This window comes from Thioclava dalianensis, from assembly GCF_000715505.1.
GTDB classification, from domain to species: Bacteria; Pseudomonadota; Alphaproteobacteria; order Rhodobacterales; family Rhodobacteraceae; genus Thioclava; species Thioclava dalianensis.
Genome location: NZ_JHEH01000041.1, coordinates 1 through 24,233 on the forward strand (window position 1 = coordinate 1; position 24,233 = coordinate 24,233).

The following is a 24,233-nucleotide window of genomic DNA, read 5'->3' on the forward strand; positions in this document are numbered from 1 at the left end:
TGCCCTCGGGCACCGAGATGGTCATGCCGGGCGACAACCTGAAATTCGAAGTCGAACTGATCGCACCGATCGCGATGGAAGACGGTCTGCGCTTCGCAATCCGCGAAGGCGGCCGCACCGTCGGCGCAGGCGTCGTCTCGAAAATCCTCAAGTGATCTGAGATCAGATCGCTTTTGTGAAGGGCCGCCCTCCGGGGCGGCCCTTTTGCATTGGCGCGGGGCTTCGACCTATCGCAGCTGCTGTCGAGGGCGGCGCAGCTCCGATCCTGTCACATGACTGGCGCGGCGCTGCGTGGTTTGTTACACTCGGCCCACAGCAATGGAGGCTCCGATGACCAAGACCCTTTCCTGATCCCGTTTCCTGAAAACCTGATCCGAAAAGAGGCTTGTCATGTCTGACTTCCCGTTGCCGCAGCGCTTTCCTGCGCCCGAAACCCGCAATCCCGTTATTTTGCCCGATGGAACGGCGCATGCCGCCACCGCCTTTTTGCAGGCGGTCATAGATCACCCCAATATCGAGGTCGGGCGCTACGCCTATTACAGCCCGCTTTCGCCCGTCGCCGATGCGGCAGGGGAGCTTGCCCCTTACCTCTTTCCCGGCGCGCCCGAGCGGCTGGTGATCGGGTGCTTCGCGCAGCTGGCCCATGGCGTGCGCTTTATCACGGCCTCTAGCAACCATCCCCGGCGCGGGATTTCGAGCTATCCGTTTCGGATCTTCGATATGCTAAGCGCGGGGGCCTATATGGCGGAGAATGCCGCAACGGGCGATACCGTGATCGGGCCCGATGTCTGGCTGGGCTTTGGCGCGATGGTGCTGCCGGGGGTGACGATCGGGGCCGGGGCGATTGTGGGCGCGGGGGCGGTCGTGGCGCATGATGTGCCGCCCTATGCGGTGGTGGCGGGCAATCCCGCGCAGGTCGTACGGATGCGGTTTGGCGCGCCAGAGGTGGCGCGGCTCATGGATCTGGCATGGTGGGACTGGCCGGTTGAGGCGATCCGTGCGGCGCTGCCCGCGCTTGAGGCGGGGGATGTGGCAGAGCTTGCCCGCCTCGCGCCGTGACGGATTTGCGTCCTGAGGCTGTGCGCCTGAGGGCAAGGCGCGCGGGGCTGTGTCTTGCCCATGCAAGGTCTGCGCTGGTAGCCTCGGTCGAGACAGCATGACATCCCCGACTGGAGAGCCAAGATGACGATCACCGGAGAAGACGAGCTCACGGGGCTGCGCGAGATCGGGCGGATCGTTGCCAATACGATGCAGGCCATGGCCGATGCGCTTGAGCCGGGGATGACCACGCTTGAGCTGGACGAGATCGGGCGGGGATTGCTGGAGCGGGAGGGGGCGCAGTCGGCGCCGCAATCGGTCTACGGCTTTCCCGGCGCGACCTGCATCAGCGTGAATGACGAGGTGGCCCATGGCGTGCCCGGCGCGCGGGTGATTGCCTCAGGCGATCTGGTGAATATCGACGTCTCGGCCTCGAAAGCCGGGTTTTTCGCGGATACCGGCGCGAGCTACCGGGTCGGGCCTGTGCCGCGGGTGCTTGATCGGCTGTGCCATGACGGGAAGCGCGCGATGGAGATCGGGATCGCGCAGGTCGGTGCCAATCGCCCGCTGGCCGGGATTGGCCGCGCGATTGGCCGATTTGCCTCGGATCGGGGCTATACGTTGCTGCGCAATCTCGCGAGCCACGGGGTGGGGCGGTCGCTGCATGAATACCCGGAGGCCATCGCGACATGGCCCAATCGCACGGAGCGGCGGATCATCCATAAGGGGTTGGTGCTGACGGTTGAGCCTTTCCTGTCGACGGGCGGGCTTTGGGCCAATGAGGGCGAGGATGGCTGGACGCTTTACTCCGAGCCCTGCGCGCCGGTCGTGCAATTTGAGCACACGGTGGTCGCCACGGAGCGCGGCGCGATGATTGTCACGCTTCCGGGGTGAGCGGATTTTGCTTGCGCTTGCGCTTGCGCGTGGCCGCACTAATTTTAACTGAAGCCGCGATACGATAAAACGAGTGCCCATGAGCCAAGGTCCAATTGTCTTCTCCCATATTCTCAACGGCAAGGCCGATCCTGACGGGCCCTCTGATATCGTGGAGGCATTGCGCGACGACCGGCTGGCATGGGCGCATCTCGACGGCACGCATGAGGCGGCGCAGGCATGGATCCGAGACGAGCTGGATTACCTCGATCCGCAGGCGGTCGAGGCACTGCTTGATGTCAGCACCCGCCCACGTATCAGCGTGGTGGGCGAGGGGCTTTTGGTGATTTTGCGGGCCATCAACTTCAACGAGGGGGAAGACCCCGAAGACATGGTCTCCCTGCGGATGTATCTCGATACGCGCCGCATCGTGACGATTTCGCGCAAGCGGGTGCTGGCCATTGAGCGGATGAATGCCGCGCTATGTGCCGATAACGGGCCCAGCGATGCTGGGGCGTTTCTGGTGCGTTTGGTCGAAGATATCGTCGGGCGGATCAACGTCTTTCAGGGCGATCTTGATGCGCGGGCCGAGACTTTGGAGGATCAGGTCTTTGGCGGGCAGGGCGACCGGATGCGTCATGATGTGCTGGATCTGCGCCTCAAGGTGATCGCGGCGCGGCGCTATATCGGGCCGCAGCGCGATGCGCTGATGCAAGTGGCAAAGCTGGAGAACCCGGTTATCGATCCGGTGACACGGCGCGAGATCGAAGAAGAGGCGCTGAAGATGCTGCGGGTCGCGGAAGACATGGATGAGCTGCGCGATCAGGCTCAGGTCTTGCGCGAAGAGCTCTCAAGCCAATTGTCGGACCGGGTCAACCGCAACACCTTTGTGCTGTCGGTGGTCACGACGATCTTCTTGCCTTTGGGCTTTGTCACGGGGCTGTTCGGGATCAACGTGGGTGGCATGCCCGGGACACATTCGAACTCTGCCTTTGATATTTTCGTGATGGGCTGCGCGGTTCTCGTGGCCGCGCAGCTCGCCATCATGGAGCTCGTGCGCCGCTGGGCGCGGCGCAGAGCGCGGGACTGATCCAAAGGGCGGTCAGGCGGCGGCGCGCAGATGCGTGCCTTCCTCGATCTCCTCGATGATCTTGGCGACAAAGGCGTCGAGATCATTGGGGTTGCGCGAGGTCACAAGGCCCTTGTCGGCGATGACCGCCTCATTGAACCATTCGGCCCCGGCATTTTCGACGTCGGTGCGGATCGAGTGATACGAGGTCATCTTGCGCCCCTTGGCGATGCCCGCCTCGATCAGCAGCCACGGCGCGTGACAGATTGCAGCGACGACCTTGCCCGCGTTATAAAAGGCGCGCAGGAGCGTCATCGCCTCATCCTCGACGCGCAGTAGGTCGGGGTTGATCTGGCCGCCGGGCAGCACGATCGCATCGTAATTGGCCGAGCTCAGATCGGCGATTTTTGCGTCGGCGGGAATGGTCTCGCCCCAGTCGGTCTCGTCCCAGCCTTTGATCTCCTTGCCGTCCAGCGTGGTCACATGCACCTCGGCCCCGGCCTCGCGGAGCTTGTCGCGCGGCACCAGCAGTTCGGATTGCTCAAAGCCATTGGTGGCCATGATCAGAATTTTCGCGTTGGTGATCTGGGTCATATCCATCTCCTTTCGCAGGGCTGTCGGTTTTGCCCGACAGCTTCGGAGGGGCAACGAGCACCCCCGCCGCGATGTTCCGACACGCGATTTTGAGCGGCAGATTTGCGCCCGGCCAAGAGGGGAGGCGAGACGGGCGCGGAAATGCGAAAATCGCTCTTGATTTCACCCGGCGGCTAGCTTAGCACCCGCACACGGCTTAGGGGTATAGCTCAGTTGGTAGAGCATCGGTCTCCAAAACCGAGGGTCGTGGGTTCGAGTCCCTCTGCCCCTGCCAAGCCGTAACGTTCCTGACATTTCCAAATTGTCGCCTTATTTGCGCCTCACGGCGGCAGATTACTCGGCCTCACATTCTAGTGAGGCATGTCATGGCGCTATTACGCATTATTTTCTTTGGACCATTTTGGATCAAAGGGCTCATCGCAGTCTTTTTCGGCTTTGCCGCATGGTCGAGTTTTCAAAATCAGCCGCAGTATTTGGCCGAGATGGAAGCTCTGGCAGCGGCTCCGAGTGCGGCAGCCGTGAATATTGCCGATTACGAGGGGCCGCGTGGCCCGAGGGTCGAGGCCACGTTGCGTAGCACGCTCGACACGGATCACACGATGCGGCTGAGTTTCCGGGACCGCTTGGATAAAGAAAAATTCGCGCGCTTTGCCTATCTTCTGGCCGATCCGGCGCAACCCGACAAACCGCTCGGAGCGGTTGTTTTGACTGAGGCGGAGCGGGACCGGTTCGTGGCTTGGCTGGTGGCGAGAACCATCTTTTCCGCCGGCGCGCGCGAGGGGATGGCGTTCGATATCGCGGGGTTGCTGGATAAACCGAGCGAGAAGATACGTGACGGATTCCGGGACGCCTATGCGCGCGAAGGGGTCACGTTGCCCTCCGATCTGATCTGGATTGAGCCCTATATGGGGATGCGCGAGGCGATCCTTGCCAAGAAGCTCGAGAAGCTTCGCGACAGTACGGCAGGCCGTGATTTAACAATTACTGCGTTGGTCTTTGGCGCGTTGGGAGTGATGCAGCTGATCCTCTCTGTGCGGCGCAAGTCCAAGGCGGCATCAGCTGGTCGGGCGCAAAACGCGGAGGCCCCGCGCTGGGAGCTGCCGCAGCAAGTTCACGCCCGCACCGAGGTGGAAGCACCTGCGGCCCAGACGTCGGCCCCGCGTGGCGCAAAGCCCATCACAGTCTGGCGGCTCCTGCGGTGGTGGGTCGGGCTGTTTCTGGCGGCTGGGGCGGCGCGTCTGGCCTGGCCGTCCGTCGTGCCTGCCTCGATTATGGGGGCCGCGTTTTGGGTTCCTATCGCGGGCCTCATCCTATGGCGCAGCACGATCAGGCCGATCGTGACCGCGAAGGCACGGACGGAACGTCGCGCCCCCCGGCATGTCACCTCGCCCGCTTGGGAAAATGCGCGTCTGCCACAGTCGGCCGCCCCTGCGCCTGCTGCGAAAAAATCGTCCGGGCTTTCGGCTCTGTTTGCGCGAAAACCGGATTTTGACGCATCGCCGATCCGCTCGGCACGTCGCGCCAAACGCGATCCTTTCGAGCGCATCGCCGAGGCGCGCCGGCAGGCCGAAGGGCTGTGAGGGCGCTGCGCGCAGCGAGAGATCCCTGAAGGCGCGGCCCGTTGGCCCCAGCGCGGCGTTTCAAGAGGGCGCGGTGGCCCGGAGAGACGCTTGGTTGCGCGGGTCTGGCCCGCGACTGATCGTCCGAGGTGGCCGGTGGTCGCGCAAATGGGTTGAATTCCCGTGGCTCAGGGCGTATCTGGCAGCAGTTGCGCTCCTTGATAGGGCGCATCATGACGGCAAAGCGCCGCAGGCCGGCGTGCTTTACAGGGATGACGATGATGGCAAACCCCCTCCAGTTTCTCCAGCAGGTGCGCTCGGAAGCGGGCAAGGTGACATGGCCCTCGCGCCGTGAAGTTCTGCTGACCACCGGCATGGTGCTGGTGATGGCGGCGCTGACCGCGCTGTTCTTTTCGCTCGTTGACTGGGTGATCCGCCTGGGCGTGGGCCAAGTCATCGGCAGCTGATCCGCTGCGGGGAGGCGCGTTCGCACAAACGCGTGCTTAACGGTCTTGAAATCATTGGCGCACGGCGGTAAAGGGGCGAAACTTTCCGGCTATCGGCGTGCATCGATTCGCGTGGTGCGCGCTGTTTTTTGTTCGGAGCATTCGGGGCAACCCGTTGCAAACATGGAATTTTCGGCGCGTTTGCGTCGGTATGAAGGGGCTTAGGCAGCATGGCGAAGCGTTGGTATTCGGTGAGCGTTCTCTCGAATTTCGAGAAGAAAGTGGCCGAGGGGATCCGTCAGGCTGTTATCGATCAGGGTCTTGAGGACCAGATCGAAGAGGTTCTGGTGCCCACCGAAGAAGTGATCGAGGTTCGTCGTGGCAAGAAGGTCACCTCGGAGCGGCGCTTCATGCCGGGCTACGTGCTGGTGCGGATGGAGATGACGGACAAGGGCTATCACCTTGTGACCTCGCTCAACCGCGTCACCGGGTTTCTGGGGCCGCAGGGCCGCCCGATGCCGATGGGCGATGCCGAGGTGAACCGGATCCTGAGCCGTGTCGACGAGACCGGCGAGGCGGCCGCGCCTCGCAACCTGATCACCTTCGAGATCGGTGAGAATGTCAGCGTGACCGACGGACCCTTCGAGGGCTTCTCGGGCATGGTTGAGGAAGTGGACGACGCGTCGAATCGCCTCAAGGTGACCGTGTCGATCTTTGGCCGGCCGACGCCGGTCGAACTGGAATACACGCAGGTGCAGAAAACCGCCTGAGTGTGATCTGTGGGAGGCGAGGGGCGTGCGCGCATCCGGACCGGACCACTAAACTTCGTGCCCTCTCGGGACGACAGTGACAAAGGAGAGGCCAAATGGCCAAGAAAGTAGTTGGGCAGCTGAAGCTGCAAATTATGGCAGGGGGCGCAACCCCGTCCCCGCCAGTCGGTCCCGCGCTCGGTCAGCGCGGCATCAACATCATGGAATTCTGCAAGGCGTTCAACGCCAAGACGCAGGAGCTGGACAAGACGGCGAAGATCCCGACGGTGATCACCTACTACGCCGACAAGTCGTTTACGTTCGAGGTCAAGCAGCCCACCGCGAGCTTCCTGATCAAGCAAGCCGCAGGCCTCAAGCCCGTTGGCAAGCGTAACCGTCCGAAAGGCTCCGAGGCGCCCGGTCGCTCGACCGCCGCTACGATCACCGCCGCTCAGGTGCGTCAGATCGCTGAGGCGAAAATGCCCGACCTGAACGCCAACGACATCGAAGGCGCGATGAACATCATCCTCGGCTCGGCGAAGTCGATCGGTATCGAGGTGAAAGGTTAATCATGGCAAAGCTTGGTAAACGGACCAAATCCGCCCGCGAAGCCTTCGCCGGCAAGTCCAACATCACCATCGAAGAGGCCGTTGCGCTGATCAAGTCGAACGCAACTGCGAAATTCGACGAGACGATGGAAATCGCGATGAACCTTGGCGTTGATCCGCGTCACGCAGACCAGATGGTCCGCGGTGTGGTTGCCCTGCCCAACGGCACCGGCAAAACCGTGCGCGTCGCTGTGTTCGCTCGCGGTGCGAAAGCCGAAGAGGCTCAGGCTGCTGGCGCTGATATCGTGGGTGCTGAAGACCTGATGGAGACGATCCAGTCGGGCAAGATCGAGTTTGATCGTTGCATCGCAACGCCGGACATGATGCCGCTGGTCGGTCGTCTGGGTAAAGTCCTGGGCCCGCGCAACCTGATGCCGAACCCCAAGGTCGGCACCGTGACGATGGACGTGAAATCGGCTGTCGAAGCGGCAAAGGGCGGCGAAGTCCAGTTCAAGGTCGAGAAGGCCGGCGTGATCCATGGTGGTGTGGGCAAGATCTCCTTCACCGAGGAGCAGCTGGCTCAGAACATCCGCGCTTTCGTGGATGCCGTGTCGAAAGCCAAGCCCGCGGGCGCGAAGGGCACCTATATGAAAAAGGTGTCGCTGAGCTCGACGATGGGCCCCGGCGTGTCGGTGGACCTCACGTCCGCGACCGGCAACTAAGAGAATTCCACCGGGAAACCGGTGGATGGTGGGGCGGCGGCTTCGTGCAACCGCCCTGACCTGTCCGAGACGGAGGGTGCCCAAGCCTGCAAGGCGACGGCTTAATGTCCTTCCTGAGATGGGGATCGAGACCATTTCCGGGTTAAGCCGTTTCGGCTGATCTCGGGCGATCTGGCCTCGGATCCTTTTCGGACCCGACCCCGCGCAAGCGGGACAATGAGAGCCGGGGGGAAACCCCCATACTTGGAGTGTAACTGTGGATAGAGCCCAAAAAGAGAAAGTGGTCGAGGAACTCGGCCAGATCTTCGCAAGCTCTGGCGTCGTAGTGGTTGCCCACTACGAGGGCCTGACGGTTGCCGAAATGCAGGACCTGCGGGCGCGCATGCGCGAAGCTGGCGGGTCGGTTCGCGTTGCCAAGAACAAGCTCGCCAAGATCGCCCTTGAGGGTCAGCCCTGCGCAAGCATTGCTGAATACCTGACGGGCATGACCGTGCTTTCCTATTCGGAAGATCCCGTCGCTGCGGCGAAGGTGATCGACAAATACGCCAAGGAGAACGAGAAACTCGTGATCCTGGGCGGCTCGATGGGAGACTCGGCTCTGGACGTCGCCGGTGTCAAAGCCGTCGCTCAAATGCCGTCGCGCGAAGAGCTTCTTGCTCAGATCGCATCGTGCATCGGGGCGCCTGCCAGCAACATCGCCGGTGCCATTGGCGCGCCTGCAAGCAACATCGCGAGCATCCTGTCCTCGATCGAGGAAAAGGCTGCTTAAGCAATCGACAAGTCCCGTAGCGGCTTGAAACCGCGACGTTGGAAACCCAAATCTAGGAACTGAGAAATGGCTGATCTGAAAAAACTCGCCGAAGAAATCGTGGGTCTGACCCTCCTGGAAGCCCAGGAACTGAAGACCATCCTCAAAGATGAGTACGGCATCGAGCCGGCCGCCGGTGGCGCCGTCATGATGGCTGGCCCCGCTGCAGGCGGTGCAGACGCTGCTGAAGAGAAGACCGAATTTGACGTCGTTCTCGTTGAAGCTGGCGCCCAGAAAATCAACGTGATCAAAGAAGTCCGCGGCATCACCGGCCTGGGCCTCAAAGAAGCCAAAGACCTCGTTGAGGCTGGCGGCAAGGTCAAAGAGGGTGCCTCGAAAGCGGAAGCTGAAGAGATCCAGAAGAAGCTCGAAGACGCTGGCGCGAAAGTCGAGCTCAAGTAATCGAGCCGGATGCGATCGCATCCGACCTGAAAATTGGGCTGGGTCCGGGATTTTCCGGGCCCAGCCGAACCTGTCTTGGAGAGGGCTTTGACGCCTTCAAGCCCTCTCCAAGGCGGTGTTCGCGGTTCGGGAGCTATCCGGTGGGACGGATGGCAGGTATGGAACCGCCCCCCCTTCATTCGCCTTGCGGCGCGCAATGGGCCCCGACATTGCGCCAGCCGCGAAGAGACGAAAGGTCACGCAGAGCATGGCTCAAGCTTACGTTGGTCAGAAACGCATCCGTCGCTATTACGGCAAAATCCGTGAAGTCCTTGAAATGCCGAACCTCATCGAGGTTCAGAAATCCTCCTACGATCTGTTCCTGCGCTCGGGCGAGGCGGATACGCCCACCGATGGCGACGGCATCCAAGGGGTGTTCCAGTCGGTTTTCCCGATCAAGGATTTCAACGATAACGCCATTCTGGAGTTCGTCAAATACGAGCTCGAGAAGCCGAAATACGATGTCGAGGAATGTCAGAACCGTGACATGACCTATGCAGCGCCGCTCAAGGTGACGCTGCGCCTGATCGTGTTCGATGTCGACGAAGACACCGGCGCACGGTCGGTCAAGGATATCAAAGAGCAGGACGTGTTCATGGGGGACATGCCGCTCATGACCAATAACGGGACGTTCATCGTGAACGGCACCGAGCGGGTCATCGTGAGCCAGATGCACCGCTCCCCCGGCGTGTTTTTCGACCATGACCGCGGCAAGACGCACAGCTCGGGCAAGCTGCTGTTCGCCTGCCGGATCATTCCCTATCGCGGGTCGTGGCTCGATTTCGAATTCGACGCCAAGGATCTTGTGTTCGCACGGATCGACCGTCGCCGGAAACTGCCGGTCACGACACTGCTCTATGCGCTCGGTCTCGATCAAGAAGGCATCATGGATGCCTATTACCAGACCGTGACCTACACCGCCAAAGGCAAGTCGGGCTGGGTCACCAAGTTTTTCCCCGACCGTATGCGCGGCACCCGTCCGACCTTCGACCTCGTCGATGCGGCGAGCGGTGAGGTGATCCTTGAGGCGGGCGAGAAAGCGACCCCGCGGATGGTCAAGAAGTGGCGCGACGACAATGCCGTGCCCGAGCTTCTGGTGCCCTTCGATCACATCCTCGGCCGCTACTGCGCCAAGGATATCATCAACGAGGAAACCGGCTTCATCTATATCGAAGCGGGCGACGAGCTGACGGCTGAATACAGCAAAGACGGTGAGCTGTCGGGCGGCTCGATCAAGGTGCTTGTCGACAATGGCATCACCGAGATCCCGGTGCTCGATATCGATAACGTCAATGTCGGTCCCTATATCCGCAACACGATGGCGGCGGATAAGAACCTCAACCGCGAAACCGCGCTGATGGATATCTATCGCGTGATGCGTCCGGGTGAGCCGCCGACCGTTGAAGCGGCCGATGGCCTGTTCAACCAGCTGTTCTTCGATTCCGAGCGCTACGATCTGTCGGCTGTTGGCCGGGTCAAGATGAACATGCGTCTCAACCTCGATGCGCCGGACACCCAGCGTACCCTGCGTCGTGAAGACATCATCGCCTGTATCCGCGGGCTGGTGGAGCTGCGTGATGGCAAGGGTGAGATCGACGATATCGATCACCTCGGCAACCGTCGGGTGCGCTCGGTCGGCGAGCTGATGGAGAACCAGTACCGCGTCGGTCTGCTGCGTATGGAGCGTGCGATCAAGGAGCGTATGTCCTCGGTCGAGATCGACACGGTGATGCCGCAGGATCTGATCAACGCGAAACCGGCTGCGGCTGCGGTGCGCGAATTCTTCGGCTCCTCGCAGCTCTCGCAGTTCATGGACCAAACGAACCCGCTCTCGGAAGTCACCCACAAACGTCGTCTTTCGGCGCTTGGCCCGGGTGGTCTGACGCGGGAACGTGCGGGCTTTGAGGTGCGCGACGTTCACCCGACCCACTACGGTCGGATGTGCCCGATTGAAACGCCCGAAGGTCAGAACATCGGTCTGATCAACTCGCTGGCCACTTTCGCCCGCGTGAACAAGTACGGCTTCATCGAGACGCCCTATCGCAAGGTCGAGAACAACACGGTCACCGACGAGGTGGTCTATATGTCGGCGACCGAGGAGATGCGTCACACGGTGGCTCAGGCCAACGCGACGCTCGATGCGGATGGCAAATTCGTCGATGATCTGGTCTCCACCCGTCAGTCGGGCGAATACTCGCTCAACCCGCCGGAAGTGGTCGATCTGATCGACGTCTCGCCCAAGCAGCTTGTGTCCGTGGCCGCGGCGCTGATCCCGTTCCTTGAGAACGACGACGCCAACCGCGCGCTCATGGGCTCGAACATGCAACGTCAGGCCGTGCCGCTTCTGCGGTCCGAGGCGCCTTTCGTGGGCACCGGGATGGAGGCGACCGTGGCGCGCGATTCCGGCGCTGCGATCACCGCGATGCGTGGCGGCTACATCGACCAGGTCGATGCGCAGCGTATCGTGATCCGGGTGACCGACGATCTCGAAGCTGGCGATCCGGGCGTGGACATCTACCGTCTGCGCAAGTTCAAACGGTCGAACCAGTCCTCGACGATCAACCAGCGTCCCGTCGTGAAAGTGGGCGACCGGGTCAAGAAGGGCCAGGTTGTGGCTGATGGTCCGTCGACCGATCAGGGCGAGCTGGCGATCGGGCGCAACGTGGTCGTCGCGTTCATGCCGTGGAACGGCTACAACTACGAGGACTCGATCCTGATCTCCGAGCGGATCCACCGCGACGACGTGTTCACTTCGATCCATATCGATGAATACGAAGTGGCGGCGCGTGACACCAAGCTCGGGCCGGAAGAGATCACCCGCGATATTCCCAACGTCGGTGAGGAAGCCCTGCGCAACCTCGACGAGGCCGGGATCGTCTATATCGGTGCCGAAGTGGGCCCGGGCGACATTCTCGTGGGCAAGATCACGCCCAAGGGCGAGTCCCCGATGACGCCGGAGGAGAAACTCCTGCGCGCGATCTTCGGCGAGAAGGCAAGCGATGTGCGCGACACTTCGCTGCGTCTGCCGCCGGGCGCGTTCGGGACGATCGTCGAAGTGCGTGTCTTCAATCGCCATGGTGTGGAAAAAGACGAGCGCGCGCTGCAGATCGAGCGTGAGGAAGTCGAACGTCTGGCCCGTGACCGGGACGACGAGCTGGCGATCCTCGAGCGCAACATCTACGCGCGTCTGCGCACGCTGATCATGGGCAAGAAGGCTGTCAAAGGCCCGAAAGGCGTCAAGCCGGGTTCCGAGATCAACGAAGAGCTGCTTGGCACCTTGTCGAAAGGCCAGTGGTGGCAGCTCGCGCTTGAAGACGAGGGCGACGCCAAGGAAGTCGAGGCGCTCAACGATCAGTTCGAGGCTCAGAAACGTGCGCTCGATCTGCGCTTTGAGGACAAGGTCGAGAAAGTCCGTCAGGGCGACGATCTTCCCCCCGGCGTGATGAAGATGGTCAAGGTCTTCGTCGCTGTGAAGCGCAAGCTTCAGGCAGGCGATAAGATGGCTGGTCGTCACGGCAACAAAGGTGTCGTCTCGAAAGTCGTGCCGGTGGAGGACATGCCGTTCCTCGCCGACGGGACGCCGGTCGATCTCGTGCTCAACCCGCTGGGCGTGCCCTCGCGCATGAACGTCGGTCAGATCCTTGAGACGCATATGGGCTGGGCCAGCCGTGGTCTGGGTATCCAGATCGACGAGGCCATGCGCGCCTATCGTCGTGACGGGGATCTGAGCCCGGTCAAGGCTGCGATGCGCCACGGCTATGGTGACGAGACCTTCGAGGAAGTCTTCTCCGAGATGACCGACGAGGATCTTCTGGAAAGCGCCGAGACCGTTCGCGGTGGCGTGCCGATTGCAACCCCGGTCTTTGACGGGGCGAAAGAGGCCGACATCAACGACGCGCTCAAGCGTGCAGGGTTCAACGAAAGCGGCCAGTCCATCGTGTTCGATGGCCGTTCGGGCGAGCAATTCGCACGTCCCGTTACGGTTGGGGTGAAATACTTCCTCAAGCTGCACCACCTCGTTGACGACAAGATGCACGCGCGTTCGACCGGTCCGTACTCGCTTGTGACCCAGCAGCCGCTGGGTGGTAAGGCGCAGTTCGGTGGTCAGCGTCTGGGTGAGATGGAAGTCTGGGCCCTTGAGGCTTACGGCGCCGCCTACACCTTGCAAGAGATGCTGACGGTGAAGTCGGATGACGTGGCTGGCCGGACCAAGGTCTATGAGTCGATCGTCAAGGGCGAGGACAACTTCGAAGCCGGTGTTCCGGAATCGTTCAACGTTCTCGTCAAAGAGGTCCGAGGCCTCGGCCTCAATATGGAACTCCTGGATGCGGAGGATGACGAGTGAGGGCTAGCCCCTCACTCCACCCCCTCTGCCCTCATTCAAGGAATATCAGATGAACCAGGAACTGACGCAAAACCCGTTCAACCCGCTCGCGCAGCCGAAAGCCTTTGACGAGATCAAGATCTCGCTGGCCTCGCCGGAGCGGATCCTGTCGTGGTCCTTTGGTGAAATCAAAAAGCCCGAGACCATCAACTACCGGACGTTCAAGCCCGAGCGTGACGGGTTGTTCTGTGCGCGTATCTTTGGCCCGATCAAGGATTACGAATGCCTGTGCGGCAAATATAAGCGCATGAAATATCGCGGCGTTGTCTGCGAGAAATGCGGCGTGGAAGTCACGCTGCAAAAGGTCCGTCGCGAGCGTATGGGCCATATCGAGCTGGCCAGCCCCGTGGCCCATATCTGGTTCCTCAAGTCGCTGCCCTCGCGCATCGGCCTGATGCTGGATTGCACGCTGCGCGATCTTGAGCGGATTCTCTACTTCGAGAACTTCGTCGTGATCGAGCCCGGTCTGACCGATCTGACCTATGGCCAGTTGCTGACCGAGGAAGAGTATCTCGACGCGCAAGACACCTATGGCGCGGATGCGTTCACCGCCAATATCGGTGCTGAAGCGATCCGTGAAATGCTGGCCGCGATCGATCTGGAAGCGACGGCGGAGCAGCTGCGCGAAGAGCTGAAAGAAGCAACCGGCGAGCTGAAGCCGAAGAAGATCATCAAGCGTTTGAAGATCGTCGAGAGCTTCCTCGAATCGGGCAACCGTCCCGAGTGGATGGTGCTGACCGTGCTGCCGGTGATCCCGCCGGAGCTGCGCCCGCTGGTGCCGCTCGATGGTGGCCGTTTCGCGACGTCGGATCTCAACGATCTCTATCGCCGCGTGATCAACCGGAACAACCGCCTCAAGCGCCTGATCGAGCTGCGTGCGCCCGATATCATCGTGCGTAACGAAAAGCGGATGCTGCAGGAATCGGTCGATGCGCTGTTCGACAACGGCCGTCGTGGCCGCGTCATCACGGGCACCAACAAGCGCCCGCTGAAGTCGCTCTCGGACATGCTCAAAGGCAAGCAGGGCCGCTTCCGTCAGAACCTTTTGGGTAAGCGGGTCGACTTCTCGGGCCGTTCGGTCATCGTGACCGGCCCCGAGCTGAAACTGCACCAGTGCGGTCTGCCCAAGAAGATGGCGCTCGAGCTGTTCAAGCCGTTCATCTATTCGCGGCTCGAGGCGAAGGGGCTGTCCTCGACCGTCAAGCAGGCGAAGAAGCTGGTCGAAAAAGAGCGTCCCGAAGTTTGGGATATCCTCGACGAGGTGATCCGCGAGCACCCGGTTCTGCTGAACCGTGCGCCGACGCTGCACCGTCTGGGCATTCAGGCGTTCGAGCCGATCCTGATCGAAGGGAAGGCCATTCAGCTGCACCCGCTCGTCTGCTCGGCCTTTAACGCCGACTTCGACGGTGACCAGATGGCTGTGCACGTGCCGCTCTCGCTGGAAGCCCAGCTTGAAGCCCGCGTTCTGATGATGTCGACCAACAACGTGTTGTCGCCCGCCAACGGCGCGCCGATCATCGTGCCGTCGCAGGATATGATCCTGGGTCTGTACTATGTGACGATGGAACGCGCAGGCATGAAGGGCGAGGGCATGTCCTTCGGCTCGGTCGAGGAAGTGGAGCACGCGCTCAATGCGGGCGAAGTGAACCTGCACACCAAGATCACCTGCCGCGTGAAGCAGATCGACGAGACCGGCAACGAGGTGTTCGAACGCTTCGAGACCACGCCGGGCCGTGTGCGCCTTGGCGCTCTGCTGCCGCTCAACGCGAAAGCGCCCTTCGAGCTGGTGAACCGTCTTCTGCGTAAGAAAGACGTGCAGAACACGATCGACACCGTCTACCGCTATTGCGGTCAGAAGGAATCGGTCATCTTCTGTGACCAGATCATGGGTCTTGGTTTCCGCGAAGCGTTCAAGGCGGGCATTTCGTTCGGCAAGGACGACATGGTTATCCCCGATAACAAGTGGACCATCGTCGAGGGCGTGCGCGATCTCGTGAAGGATTTCGAGCAGCAATACATGGACGGCCTGATCACCCAAGGTGAGAAATACAACAAGGTCGTCGATGCATGGTCGAAATGTAACGATCAGGTCACCGACGCGATGATGAACACCATCTCGGCGCCGAAATATGACGAGAACGGTGCCGAGCAGGAACCGAACTCGGTCTATATGATGGCCCACTCCGGTGCGCGTGGCTCGGTCACTCAGATGAAGCAGCTGGGCGGTATGCGTGGTCTTATGGCCAAGCCGAACGGTGAGATCATCGAGACGCCGATCATCTCGAACTTTAAGGAAGGTCTGACCGTGCTCGAGTACTTCAACTCGACCCACGGCGCCCGTAAGGGTCTGTCGGACACCGCCTTGAAGACGGCAAACTCGGGCTATCTGACGCGTCGTCTGGTGGACGTGGCTCAGGACTGCATCGTGCGCAGCCATGACTGCGGCACCGATCGTGCGATCACGGCTTCGGCTGCGGTCAATGACGGTGAGGTGGTCTCGCCGCTCTCCGAGCGTATTCTGGGACGTGTGGCGGCAGATGACGTCAACGTGCCGGGGACCGACGAGGTGCTGGTGCGCGCCAACGAGCTGATCGACGAGCGCAAGGCCGATGCGGTTGAGCAGGCAGGCGTGCAATCCGTGCGGATCCGTTCGGCTCTGACCTGTGAGGCCGAAGAGGGCGTTTGCGCGCTCTGCTACGGTCGCGACCTTGCGCGTGGTACGCTGGTCAACCAAGGCGAAGCGGTGGGCATCATCGCGGCGCAGTCGATCGGGGAACCGGGCACGCAGCTGACGATGCGGACCTTCCACTTGGGCGGTGTTGCTCAGGGTGGCTCGCAATCGTTCCTCGAGGCCAGCCAAGAGGGCAAGATCGAGTTCCGCAACGCGAACCTGATCCTCAACGAGATGGGCGACCAGATCGTGATGGGCCGGAACATGCAGCTTCTGATCGTGAACGAGCAGGGTGAAGAACTGGCCAGCCACAAGCTGGGCTACGGCACCAAGGTCTTCGCGAAAGAAGGTGCTCCGGTGGCGCGCGGCGACAAGCTGATCGAATGGGATCCCTATACCCTGCCGATCATCGCCGAGAAGTCGGGTATGGCTCGGTTCGTCGATCTCGTCTCGGGCATCTCGGTGCGTGAAGACACGGATGACGCAACTGGCATGACCCAGAAGATCGTGTCCGACTGGCGTGCAGCGCCCAAGGGCAACGATCTCAAGCCCGAGATCCTGATCCTGGGCGACGATGGCGAGCCGGTCCGCAACGAAGCGGGCAACCCGGTGACCTACACGATGTCGGTGGATGCGATCCTCTCGGTCGAAGACGGCCAGCAGGTCAAGGCCGGTGACGTTGTGGCGCGTATCCCGCGCGAAGGGGCGAAGACGAAGGACATCACCGGCGGTCTGCCGCGTGTGGCCGAACTCTTCGAAGCCCGTCGCCCGAAAGATCACGCGATCATCGCCGAAATCGATGGCTATGTGCGCTTTGGCAAGGACTACAAGAACAAGCGCCGGATCGCGATTGATCCGCGTGACGAGGGTCTGGAGCCGGCAGAGTACATGGTGCCGAAAGGCAAGCACATCCCGGTGCAGGAAGGCGACTTCGTGCAGCGCGGTGACTACATCATGGACGGCAACCCGGCGCCGCATGACATCTTGCGCATCATGGGGATTGAGGCTCTGGCCGACTATCTCATCAACGAGGTGCAGGACGTCTATCGTTTGCAGGGCGTGAAGATCAACGACAAGCATATCGAAGTGATCGTCCGTCAGATGCTGCAAAAGATCGAGATCCTCGACAGCGGCGACACCACGCTTCTCAAAGGCGAGAACGTGGACAAGGCCGAGTTCGACGAGGCAAACGACAAGGCGATGGCCCGCGGCGGTCGTCCGGCGAATGGCGAACCCGTTCTGCTGGGCATCACCAAGGCGAGCTTGCAGACCCGCTCGTTCATCTCGGCGGCGTCGTTCCAGGAAACCACGCGGGTTCTCACCGAGGCATCGGTGCAGGGCAAGCGCGACAAACTGGTCGGCCTCAAGGAGAACGTCATCGTGGGCCGCCTGATCCCGGCAGGGACCGGTGGGGCCACCACGAAGGTCCGCAAAATCGCGACCGAGCGTGACAGCAAGGTCATCGAGGCGCGCCAGGCCGAGGCGGAAGCCGCGGCGGCTCTGGCAGCTCCGGTCGAGGCCGAGGCCGATTTCGGTCCGGTCGAGACCCCGGAAAGCCGCGATTGATCGCAGCCTGAACGCTGACAGATATGACCCCGCGCGAGCCAGCCTCGCGCGGGGTTTTTTCTTGGCCGCCCGCGCCTTCGGGGCAGGGCGGGGGGCGACTGCCCCCTTCCGCGCGGCGCAGGTCTTGTGCCGCGTGCACCTTTGCGACCCTGCGGTCACGCCTTCGGGGGGTGGCTGTGAGTATCGTTTACAAGCCACGATGGCGCGGCTAAGAGAGGGCCAGTCCTGCGCCCCCTTACAGAGTATCGGCCCTATGCCCGAGATTTCGATTGTCATTCCCGCCAAGAACGAAGCGCTCAACATCGCCTCGCTGCTCGACGAGATCGATGCCGCCTGCGCGCCGGTCTGCGACTACGAGGTGATCGTGGTGGATGACGGCTCCGATGACGGGATGGGCGAGATCGTGCGCGCGCGCATGGCCGATCACCCCAATCTGCGTCTGCTGCATCATGCGAAATCGGGCGGGCAGAGCGCCGGGGTGCATTCAGGTGTTCTGGCGGCGCGCGGCGCGATTATCTGCACCCTCGACGGCGACGGACAGAACCCGCCCTCCGAGCTGCCCGCGCTGATGGCACCGCTGCGGGTGACCGGCTCGGGCGCGATCGGTTTGGTTGCGGGGCAGCGTGTCGGGCGGCAGGATACGCTCTCCAAGAAGCTCGCCTCGAAATTCGCCAATGGCATTCGCTCGGCCATCCTCAAGGACGGCACGCGCGACACTGGCTGCGGGCTCAAGGCGTTCCGGCGCGACGCGTTCCTGCGTCTGCCCTATTTCGATCACATGCACCGCTATCTGCCCGCCCTGTTTGCGCGGGACGGTTGGGAGGTCGCGCATGTCGATGTCAGTCACCGCTCGCGCGGCGGCGGGACTTCGAATTACAATAACCTCCAGCGTGGGCTTGTCGGGATCGTCGATCTGATGGGCGTCGCCTGGCTGTTGCGGCGGCGCAAGAGTGCCCGCCCGACCGAGACCGGTCGCGAGGAGTAATCGCAGTGCAGTGGCTGATGTCCCTTTTGCATGTCGACAGCATGACTGAGCTGTGGTGGGTGGTCTTTGGTCTGCTCGCGCAGCTCATGTTCACCGGACGCTTTGTCGTGCAGTGGATCGCCTCTGAGCGGCAGCGGGATTCCGTGGTGCCGGTGACGTTTTGGTATTTCTCGCTGGCTGGCGGGTTGATGCTGTTTTCCTACGCCCTCTATCGTCGCGATCCGGTGTTCGTTCTGGGTCAATCGCTGGGCGTGTTCATCTATTCCAGAAACCTGTGGTTGATCTATGCCAAGCGTCGCCGCGAAAGCTGATCATCAAGGCTGGTTCGGACCGGCCTGCGCGGTGGTGCTTGCGCTCACCGCGTTGCGGATCGTGGCGCTGGCGTTTGACCGCACCGATCTGTTTGTGGACGAGACGCAATATTGGCTCTGGGGCCAGCATCTTGATTTCGGGTATTACTCCAAGCCGCCGCTGATCGGTTGGCTGATCCGTGCGGTGACAGCACTTGCGGGCTCTGACGCGCCGTTTTGGGTGCGGCTTCCGGGATCCGTGCTGCATGGGCTCACAGCGCTCGTGCTGGGCGCTTTGGGCGCTCGGATCGGCGGGGCACGCGTGGGCCTCTGGACGGCGGTAATCTACGTGACGCTGCCGTTTGTGGCCGTGGGCTCGGTGCTGATTTCGACCGATACGGTGATGGCGCCGTTCTATGCGTTGGCTCTGCTGTTTGCGCATCGCACAGCCCAGAGCCGCGGCGCAGGGGAGGCGCTGCTGGCAGGGCTGTTTGCAGGCTGCGCCTTCATGGCGAAATATGCCGCGATCTACCTGATCCCGGGACTGGCCCTTGCGGCCTTGGTGGCACCGAGCTGGCGGATCGGGTGGCGCAATACGCTGCTGATGGTGCTGGCTTTTGGGGTGGCGATCTCGCCGAATGTGATCTGGAACATCACCCATGATCTGACCACGGTGTCGCATACGATGGACAATGTGGGCTGGGTGCGCACCGGCGCGCTGTTCAACCTGCCCTCGATGGGGACGTTTCTGGGCAGCCAGTTCGCGGTGTTTGGGCCGCTGACTTTCGCGGCGCTGCTGGTTGGCTATCTGGGCTGGCGCAATGAGGCGCGGCGCGGGCTGGTCATGCTGTCGATCCCCGCGCTGGTGGCGGTCACGATCGAGGCGCTTTTGGACCGGGCCTATGCGAATTGGGCGATTGCGGCCTATTTCGCGGGCACGGTTTTGGCGGTGCTGGTGATGGGGCGGATCTGGCGCTGGGGGGCGCTCGGGATCAATTTGATCATCGCGGTCGCGATCCCGGTGCTTACGATCACCGCCCCTTGGCCCGCACCTGATGGCAAGTCGCTGTTGAAGCGCTGGCTGGGCCGGGTGGATCTGAGCGAGACGATCCTTGCGCTCGCTAAAGCCGACGATGTCCCGGTCTATACCGCCAATCGCGATATTCTCGCTGATCTGTTCTATACGGGGCGCGATGCTGGCGTGCGGGTCTATGCGCCCGATTCAAAGGGCCGCCCGCAAAGCTATTACGAAGAGATGTGGCCGCTGCCTGCTGAGTATTCCGGCAAGCTGCTGGTGATCGCGCGCCAAGCCCCCGAGTGCGGGGCAGGGCCGGTGGCACCTGCGGGCGATCTCAAGCCCAAGGGCACTTGGGTTGGCAAGGGCTTTGCACCCTATCTGGTGGAGGCGCGCTGTGTTCGAACCCAAGAGTGACTTCGCGCGGCTCGGCTGGGCGCTGCTGGTGGCGTGGATCGTGGCCTTCGTGCTGTTTCGCGCGATGCCCGGGATTGATCTGGGCGTCACCTCGCTTTTTTATCGCGGGGATAGCGGGTTTTCGGTGATCACCAACCCGCTATGGGAATGGCTGCGCCAAAGGCTCTGGGATCTGGAGATCTTGCTGTTTGTCGTGGCGCTGGTCTGCTGGCCGCTCTCGCTCTATCTGCGGCGCGCGGTGCTGCGGGTCACACGCCGGGCCTGGGGCTTCGTGCTGGGGGTGTTCTTCTTCGGTCCGATCCTGATTGTGAGCGGCTTTCTCAAGGCGCATTCCGGTCGGGCACGCCCGGCGAATGTGGACCTGTTCGGCGGGGATCATCTGTTCACGCCCGCGGGCACTTTCGCGCATCAGTGTACCCGCAACTGTTCTTTCGTGTCGGGGGAGGTGGCATCGGTCACCGTGCTGAGCCTCGTGATCTGGCTCGCGGCGGATGCCATCCGCGACCGGCTGCCCCACTGGGGGCTGATTTACCTGCGCGTCGTGGCGATCTTTCTGAGCCTCTTCATCGTGGTACAGCGGATCGCGACGGGGCGGCATTTCCTGTCCGATACGGTCTTCGCAGCGCTGGTGAGCCTGAGCGTCGCGTGGCTTCTCTGGGGCCTGATCTTTGGCGGGTGGACGGGGCGGTTGCGCGCCGCTGTCGCGAACCTGCGCCAGAGTTGACAAGGCTTCCGACTCCCCCTATACGCCGCGCTACCTGACAGGCGCGTTGCGTGCCCGACAGGCTACCGATGTCTAGTGGTCACGATCCGGGCCCATAGCCCCGATCCTCTGGATTTCAACGCATTCACCCCGTTCGTCAGATCGGGAGGGGTGCGGTTTGGCGTTTCGCGAATGGGCGCGAGAGGCCGTCGAGAAGTGGCGCATCCGGGACCGGGTGCGAGTATTGACAAGCAGATACGGGGAACCGGAATGCCAACGATTCAACAGCTGATCCGCAAGCCGCGGCAGCCCAAGGTGAAGAGCTCTAAGTCTCAGCACCTTCAGCAATGCCCGCAAAAGCGCGGCGTTTGCACGCGCGTCTACACCACGACGCCGAAGAAACCGAACTCGGCCATGCGTAAAGTCGCCAAAGTGCGTCTGACGAATGGTTTCGAGGTGATCTCCTACATCCCGGGCGAAAAGCACAACCTGCAAGAGCACTCGGTCGTGCTCATCCGCGGCGGCCGTGTGAAAGACCTTCCGGGCGTTCGCTACCACATCCTGCGCGGTGTGCTCGATACGCAAGGTGTTAAAGATCGTCGTCAACGCCGTTCGAAATACGGCGCGAAGCGTCCGAAGTAAGGAGAGCACGATATGTCTCGTCGTCACGCCGCTGAGAAGCGCGAAGTCCTGCCCGACGCCAAATATGGCGATCGCGTGCTGACCAAATTTATGAACAACCTGATGATCGACGGCAAAAAATCCGCCGCCGAGAAAATCGTCTACAACGCGCTGACGCGCGTCGAGGGTAAGCTCAAGCGCGAGCCCATCGAGGCGTTCCACGAAGCGCTCGACAACGTGAAGCCTTCGGTCGAAGTGCGTTCGCGTCGCGTCGGTGGTGCCACCTATCAGGTGCCCGTCGAAGTGCGTCCGACCCGTCGTGAAGCGCTGGCCATCCGTTGGCTGATCACGGCTGCCAAGAACCGTAACGAGAACACGATGGAAGAGCGCCTTGCAGGCGAGATCCTCGACGCCGTGAACTCGCGCGGTTCCGCCGTGAAGAAACGCGAAGACACCCACAAAATGGCCGACGCAAACAAAGCGTTCAGCCATTACCGCTGGTAAAAACGGAAGGACGCCAATATGGCACGCGAATATCCCCTCCAGCGCTACCGTAACTTCGGGATCATGGCCCATATCGACGCGGGCAAGACCACGACGACGGAGCGCATCCTCTACTACACCGGCAAGTCGCACAAGATCGGCGAAGTGCATGACGGTGCAGCCACCATGGACTGGATGGAGCAGGAAGCCGAGCGCGGAATCACCATCACCTCGGCGGCCACCACGACCTTCTGGCAGTGGCAGGAAGATCCGACCGCCGAAGGCACCGATGATACGAAGTTCCGTATGAACATCATCGACACCCCCGGCCACGTCGACTTCACCATCGAAGTGGAGCGTTCGCTGGCCGTGCTCGACGGCGCGGTTGCGCTGCTCGACGGCAACGCCGGTGTTGAGCCGCAGACCGAAACCGTGTGGCGTCAGGCTGACCGCTACAAGGTTCCGCGTCTGGTGTTCGTCAACAAGATGGACAAGATCGGCGCTGACTTCTTCAACTGCGTGAAGATGATCAAGGACCGCACCGGTGCGACCCCCGTTCCGGTGAACTTCCCGATCGGTGCCGAGGATGCCCTGGAAGGCATCGTCGACCTCGTGACCATGGAAGAGTGGGTCTGGAAAGGCGAAGACCTGGGCGCGGCCTGGGTGCGTCAGCCGATCCGTGACGATCTTAAGGCGACTGCCGACGAGTGGCGTTCGCACCTCATCGAGAACGCCGTCGAGCAAGACGACGACGCGATGATGGCCTACCTCGAAGGCGAAGAGCCCGACGTGCCGACGCTGCGCAGCCTGATCCGTAAGGGCACGCTGTCGCTCTCGTTCGTGCCGGTTCTGGGTGGTTCGGCGTTCAAGAACAAGGGTGTCCAGCCGCTGCTTAACGCTGTGGTCGACTTCCTGCCCTCGCCGCTCGACGTTCCCGCCTATATGGGCTTCTCGCCCGATGACGAGACCGAAACGCGTAACATCGCCCGTCACGCTGACGACGATGAGCCGCTCTCGGGTCTGGCGTTCAAGATCATGAACGACCCCTTCGTCGGCTCGCTCACCTTCACGCGCCTCTATTCGGGCAAAATGAAGAAGGGCGACTCGATCCTGAACGCGACCAAAGGTCGTAAAGAGCGCATCGGCCGTATGATGATGATGCACTCGAACAACCGGACCGAGATCGAAGAAGCATTTGCCGGTGACATCATCGCGCTTGCTGGCCTGAAGGAAACCACCACGGGTGATACGTTGTGCGACAACAATCATCAGGTGGTTCTGGAAACGATGACGTTCCCCGATCCGGTGATCGAAATCGCCGTGGAGCCGAAATCCAAAGCGGACCAGGAAAAGATGGGCATCGCGCTCGCTCGCCTGGCTGCCGAAGATCCGTCCTTCCGCGTCGAAACCGACCTCGAGTCGGGTCAGACGATCATGAAGGGCATGGGCGAACTTCACCTCGACATCCTCGTGGATCGCATGAAGCGCGAGTTCAAGGTTGAGGCGAATATCGGTGCGCCGCAGGTGGCTTACCGTGAGACGATCAGCCACGCGACCGAGATCGATTACACGCACAAGAAACAGACCGGTGGTACGGGTCAGTTCGCGCGCGTGAAGCTCGAAATCACCCCGACGGAGCCGGGCGAGGGTTACTCGTTCGAATCCAAGATCGTGGGCGGTTCGGTGCCGAAGGAATATATCCCCGGCGTCGAGAAGGGCATCAAATCGGTCATGGACTCGGGTCCGCTTGCCGGCTTCCCGGTGATCGACTTCAAAGTGCAGCTCACCGATGGTGCGTTCCACGATGTTGACTCGAGCGTTCTCGCCTTTGAGATCGCCTCGCGGGCTGCCATGCGCGAAGGTCTGCGCAAGGCTGGCGCGAAGCTGCTCGAGCCGATGATGAAGGTCGAAGTGGTGACTCCCGAAGAGTATACCGGTTCGATCATTGGCGACCTGACCTCGCGTCGGGGCCAGGTGCAGGGACAAGAGACTCGCGGCAACGCGATCGTCATCAACTCCTTCGTGCCGCTCGCCAACATGTTCGGCTACATCAACAACCTGCGCTCGATGTCCTCGGGCCGGGCGGTGTTCACGATGCTCTTCGATCACTACGAAGCAGTGCCGCAAAACATCTCGGACGAGATCCAAAAGAAATACGCATAAGGGCCTGGCGCCGGGCAACCGGCGCCACCCCATGTCCCGAATTGACAGGAGGCCTCCATGGCTAAGGCAAAGTTTGAACGTAACAAAC

The 24,233-nt window shown here is 61.8% G+C and carries 21 protein-coding genes and 1 tRNA gene; 21 read left to right on the forward strand and 1 reads right to left on the reverse strand.

Annotated elements, in window-relative coordinates; genetic code table 11:
* The 4 genes from DL1_RS21350 to DL1_RS18350 form a co-directional block, all read left to right on the forward strand.
* Window positions 1–155, forward strand: a 155-nt coding sequence (locus DL1_RS21350) for an EF-Tu C-terminal domain-related protein (RefSeq protein WP_487044143.1), incomplete at its 5' end; no start/stop codon positions are given.
* A gap of 235 nt (window positions 156–390) precedes the next feature.
* The gene (locus DL1_RS18340; RefSeq protein ID WP_051693678.1) at window positions 391–1,059 is read left to right on the forward strand and encodes a CatB-related O-acetyltransferase; all 669 of its coding nucleotides are present in this window, start codon (window positions 391–393) and stop codon (window positions 1,057–1,059) included.
* Between the two features lie 123 nt (window positions 1,060–1,182).
* A complete protein-coding gene (gene map / locus DL1_RS18345; RefSeq protein ID WP_038069088.1) occupies window positions 1,183–1,932 on the forward strand; it encodes a type I methionyl aminopeptidase in 750 nt (249 codons plus the stop codon).
* 79 nt (window positions 1,933–2,011) lie between these two features.
* Window positions 2,012–3,001, forward strand: coding sequence for a zinc transporter ZntB (locus tag DL1_RS18350; protein ID WP_038069091.1), 990 nt, complete (start codon window positions 2,012–2,014; stop codon window positions 2,999–3,001).
* A gap of 12 nt (window positions 3,002–3,013) precedes the next feature.
* On the opposite strand, the gene DL1_RS18355 is transcribed toward DL1_RS18350, so the two are convergent.
* Window positions 3,014–3,574, reverse strand: a complete 561-nt coding sequence (locus DL1_RS18355) for a type 1 glutamine amidotransferase domain-containing protein (RefSeq protein ID WP_038069092.1) — start codon at window positions 3,572–3,574, stop codon at window positions 3,014–3,016.
* 198 nt (window positions 3,575–3,772) lie between these two features.
* On the opposite strand from DL1_RS18355, the gene DL1_RS18360 reads away from it, so the two are divergent.
* From DL1_RS18360 to fusA, 17 genes are all read left to right on the forward strand, one after another.
* Window positions 3,773–3,848 (forward strand) — tRNA-Trp (locus DL1_RS18360).
* 91 nt (window positions 3,849–3,939) lie between these two features.
* On the forward strand, window positions 3,940–5,154 hold the full coding sequence (locus DL1_RS18365) for a hypothetical protein (protein ID WP_038069095.1): 1,215 nt from the start codon (window positions 3,940–3,942) through the stop codon (window positions 5,152–5,154).
* Window positions 5,155–5,414: 260 nt separating this feature from the next.
* Entirely contained in the window at window positions 5,415–5,600 is a 186-nt protein-coding gene (gene secE / locus DL1_RS18370; RefSeq protein WP_038069128.1) for a preprotein translocase subunit SecE, read from the forward strand.
* Window positions 5,601–5,809: 209 nt separating this feature from the next.
* Complete coding sequence (gene nusG, locus DL1_RS18375) at window positions 5,810–6,349, forward strand: transcription termination/antitermination protein NusG (protein ID WP_038069097.1); 540 nt, start codon at window positions 5,810–5,812, stop codon at window positions 6,347–6,349.
* Between the two features lie 95 nt (window positions 6,350–6,444).
* Window positions 6,445–6,897, forward strand: a complete 453-nt coding sequence (gene rplK / locus DL1_RS18380; protein WP_038069100.1) for a 50S ribosomal protein L11 — start codon at window positions 6,445–6,447, stop codon at window positions 6,895–6,897.
* 2 nt (window positions 6,898–6,899) lie between these two features.
* Window positions 6,900–7,598 carry a 50S ribosomal protein L1 gene (gene rplA / locus DL1_RS18385; RefSeq protein ID WP_038069102.1) on the forward strand — a complete coding sequence of 233 codons (699 nt, stop codon included), beginning with the start codon at window positions 6,900–6,902 and terminating at the stop codon, window positions 7,596–7,598.
* Between the two features lie 256 nt (window positions 7,599–7,854).
* A complete protein-coding gene (gene rplJ, locus DL1_RS18390; protein WP_038069104.1) occupies window positions 7,855–8,367 on the forward strand; it encodes a 50S ribosomal protein L10 in 513 nt (170 codons plus the stop codon).
* A gap of 66 nt (window positions 8,368–8,433) precedes the next feature.
* Window positions 8,434–8,808 carry a 50S ribosomal protein L7/L12 gene (rplL, locus tag DL1_RS18395; RefSeq protein ID WP_038069106.1) on the forward strand — a complete coding sequence of 125 codons (375 nt, stop codon included), beginning with the start codon at window positions 8,434–8,436 and terminating at the stop codon, window positions 8,806–8,808.
* Window positions 8,809–9,055: 247 nt separating this feature from the next.
* Window positions 9,056–13,192, forward strand: coding sequence for a DNA-directed RNA polymerase subunit beta (gene rpoB, locus DL1_RS18400; protein ID WP_038069108.1), 4,137 nt, complete (start codon window positions 9,056–9,058; stop codon window positions 13,190–13,192).
* A 49-nt stretch (window positions 13,193–13,241) separates the two neighbouring features.
* Window positions 13,242–17,468 (forward strand): DNA-directed RNA polymerase subunit beta', encoded by a 4,227-nt coding sequence (rpoC, locus tag DL1_RS18405; RefSeq protein WP_038069109.1) that lies wholly within the window; start codon window positions 13,242–13,244, stop codon window positions 17,466–17,468.
* Window positions 17,469–17,721: 253 nt separating this feature from the next.
* Window positions 17,722–18,453, forward strand: a complete 732-nt coding sequence (locus DL1_RS18410) for a glycosyltransferase family 2 protein (protein WP_038069112.1) — start codon at window positions 17,722–17,724, stop codon at window positions 18,451–18,453.
* A 17-nt stretch (window positions 18,454–18,470) separates the two neighbouring features.
* Window positions 18,471–18,764, forward strand: a complete 294-nt coding sequence (locus DL1_RS18415; RefSeq protein WP_038069114.1) for a lipid-A-disaccharide synthase N-terminal domain-containing protein — start codon at window positions 18,471–18,473, stop codon at window positions 18,762–18,764.
* Complete coding sequence (locus DL1_RS18420; RefSeq protein ID WP_051693679.1) at window positions 18,739–20,175, forward strand: ArnT family glycosyltransferase; 1,437 nt, start codon at window positions 18,739–18,741, stop codon at window positions 20,173–20,175. The genes DL1_RS18415 and DL1_RS18420 overlap by 26 nt, the downstream gene beginning before the upstream one ends.
* Window positions 20,156–20,899: a phosphatase PAP2 family protein gene (locus tag DL1_RS21065; RefSeq protein ID WP_051693680.1), complete on the forward strand. Its 744-nt coding sequence runs from the start codon at window positions 20,156–20,158 to the stop codon at window positions 20,897–20,899. Before DL1_RS18420 ends, DL1_RS21065 begins: the two co-directional genes overlap by 20 nt.
* A 249-nt stretch (window positions 20,900–21,148) precedes the next feature.
* Window positions 21,149–21,520 (forward strand): 30S ribosomal protein S12, encoded by a 372-nt coding sequence (gene rpsL, locus DL1_RS18430; RefSeq protein WP_038069117.1) that lies wholly within the window; start codon window positions 21,149–21,151, stop codon window positions 21,518–21,520.
* Between the two features lie 12 nt (window positions 21,521–21,532).
* On the forward strand, window positions 21,533–22,003 hold the full coding sequence (gene rpsG / locus DL1_RS18435; RefSeq protein ID WP_038069120.1) for a 30S ribosomal protein S7: 471 nt from the start codon (window positions 21,533–21,535) through the stop codon (window positions 22,001–22,003).
* An 18-nt stretch (window positions 22,004–22,021) separates the two neighbouring features.
* The gene (fusA, locus tag DL1_RS18440) at window positions 22,022–24,145 is read left to right on the forward strand and encodes an elongation factor G (RefSeq protein ID WP_038069123.1); all 2,124 of its coding nucleotides are present in this window, start codon (window positions 22,022–22,024) and stop codon (window positions 24,143–24,145) included.
* Window positions 24,146–24,233 lie beyond the last annotated feature (88 nt).

What these genes read in the sequence shown, in the direction of transcription:
- DL1_RS18340 (WP_051693678.1), top strand. Translation starts at nt 391, where the DNA reads ATGTCTGACTTCCCGTTGCCGCAGCGCTTTCCTGCGCCCGAAACCCGC.
- map (WP_038069088.1), top strand. Translation starts at nt 1,183, where the DNA reads ATGACGATCACCGGAGAAGACGAGCTCACGGGGCTGCGCGAGATCGGG.
- DL1_RS18350 (WP_038069091.1), top strand. Translation starts at nt 2,012, where the DNA reads ATGAGCCAAGGTCCAATTGTCTTCTCCCATATTCTCAACGGCAAGGCC.
- DL1_RS18355 (WP_038069092.1), bottom strand. Translation starts at nt 3,574, where the DNA reads ATGACCCAGATCACCAACGCGAAAATTCTGATCATGGCCACCAATGGC.
- DL1_RS18365 (WP_038069095.1), top strand. Translation starts at nt 3,940, where the DNA reads ATGGCGCTATTACGCATTATTTTCTTTGGACCATTTTGGATCAAAGGG.
- secE (WP_038069128.1), top strand. Translation starts at nt 5,415, where the DNA reads ATGGCAAACCCCCTCCAGTTTCTCCAGCAGGTGCGCTCGGAAGCGGGC.
- nusG (WP_038069097.1), top strand. Translation starts at nt 5,810, where the DNA reads ATGGCGAAGCGTTGGTATTCGGTGAGCGTTCTCTCGAATTTCGAGAAG.
- rplK (WP_038069100.1), top strand. Translation starts at nt 6,445, where the DNA reads ATGGCCAAGAAAGTAGTTGGGCAGCTGAAGCTGCAAATTATGGCAGGG.
- rplA (WP_038069102.1), top strand. Translation starts at nt 6,900, where the DNA reads ATGGCAAAGCTTGGTAAACGGACCAAATCCGCCCGCGAAGCCTTCGCC.
- rplL (WP_038069106.1), top strand. Translation starts at nt 8,434, where the DNA reads ATGGCTGATCTGAAAAAACTCGCCGAAGAAATCGTGGGTCTGACCCTC.
- rpoB (WP_038069108.1), top strand. Translation starts at nt 9,056, where the DNA reads ATGGCTCAAGCTTACGTTGGTCAGAAACGCATCCGTCGCTATTACGGC.
- rpoC (WP_038069109.1), top strand. Translation starts at nt 13,242, where the DNA reads ATGAACCAGGAACTGACGCAAAACCCGTTCAACCCGCTCGCGCAGCCG.
- DL1_RS18410 (WP_038069112.1), top strand. Translation starts at nt 17,722, where the DNA reads ATGCCCGAGATTTCGATTGTCATTCCCGCCAAGAACGAAGCGCTCAAC.
- DL1_RS18415 (WP_038069114.1), top strand. Translation starts at nt 18,471, where the DNA reads ATGTCCCTTTTGCATGTCGACAGCATGACTGAGCTGTGGTGGGTGGTC.
- DL1_RS18420 (WP_051693679.1), top strand. Translation starts at nt 18,739, where the DNA reads ATGCCAAGCGTCGCCGCGAAAGCTGATCATCAAGGCTGGTTCGGACCG.
- rpsL (WP_038069117.1), top strand. Translation starts at nt 21,149, where the DNA reads ATGCCAACGATTCAACAGCTGATCCGCAAGCCGCGGCAGCCCAAGGTG.
- rpsG (WP_038069120.1), top strand. Translation starts at nt 21,533, where the DNA reads ATGTCTCGTCGTCACGCCGCTGAGAAGCGCGAAGTCCTGCCCGACGCC.
- fusA (WP_038069123.1), top strand. Translation starts at nt 22,022, where the DNA reads ATGGCACGCGAATATCCCCTCCAGCGCTACCGTAACTTCGGGATCATG.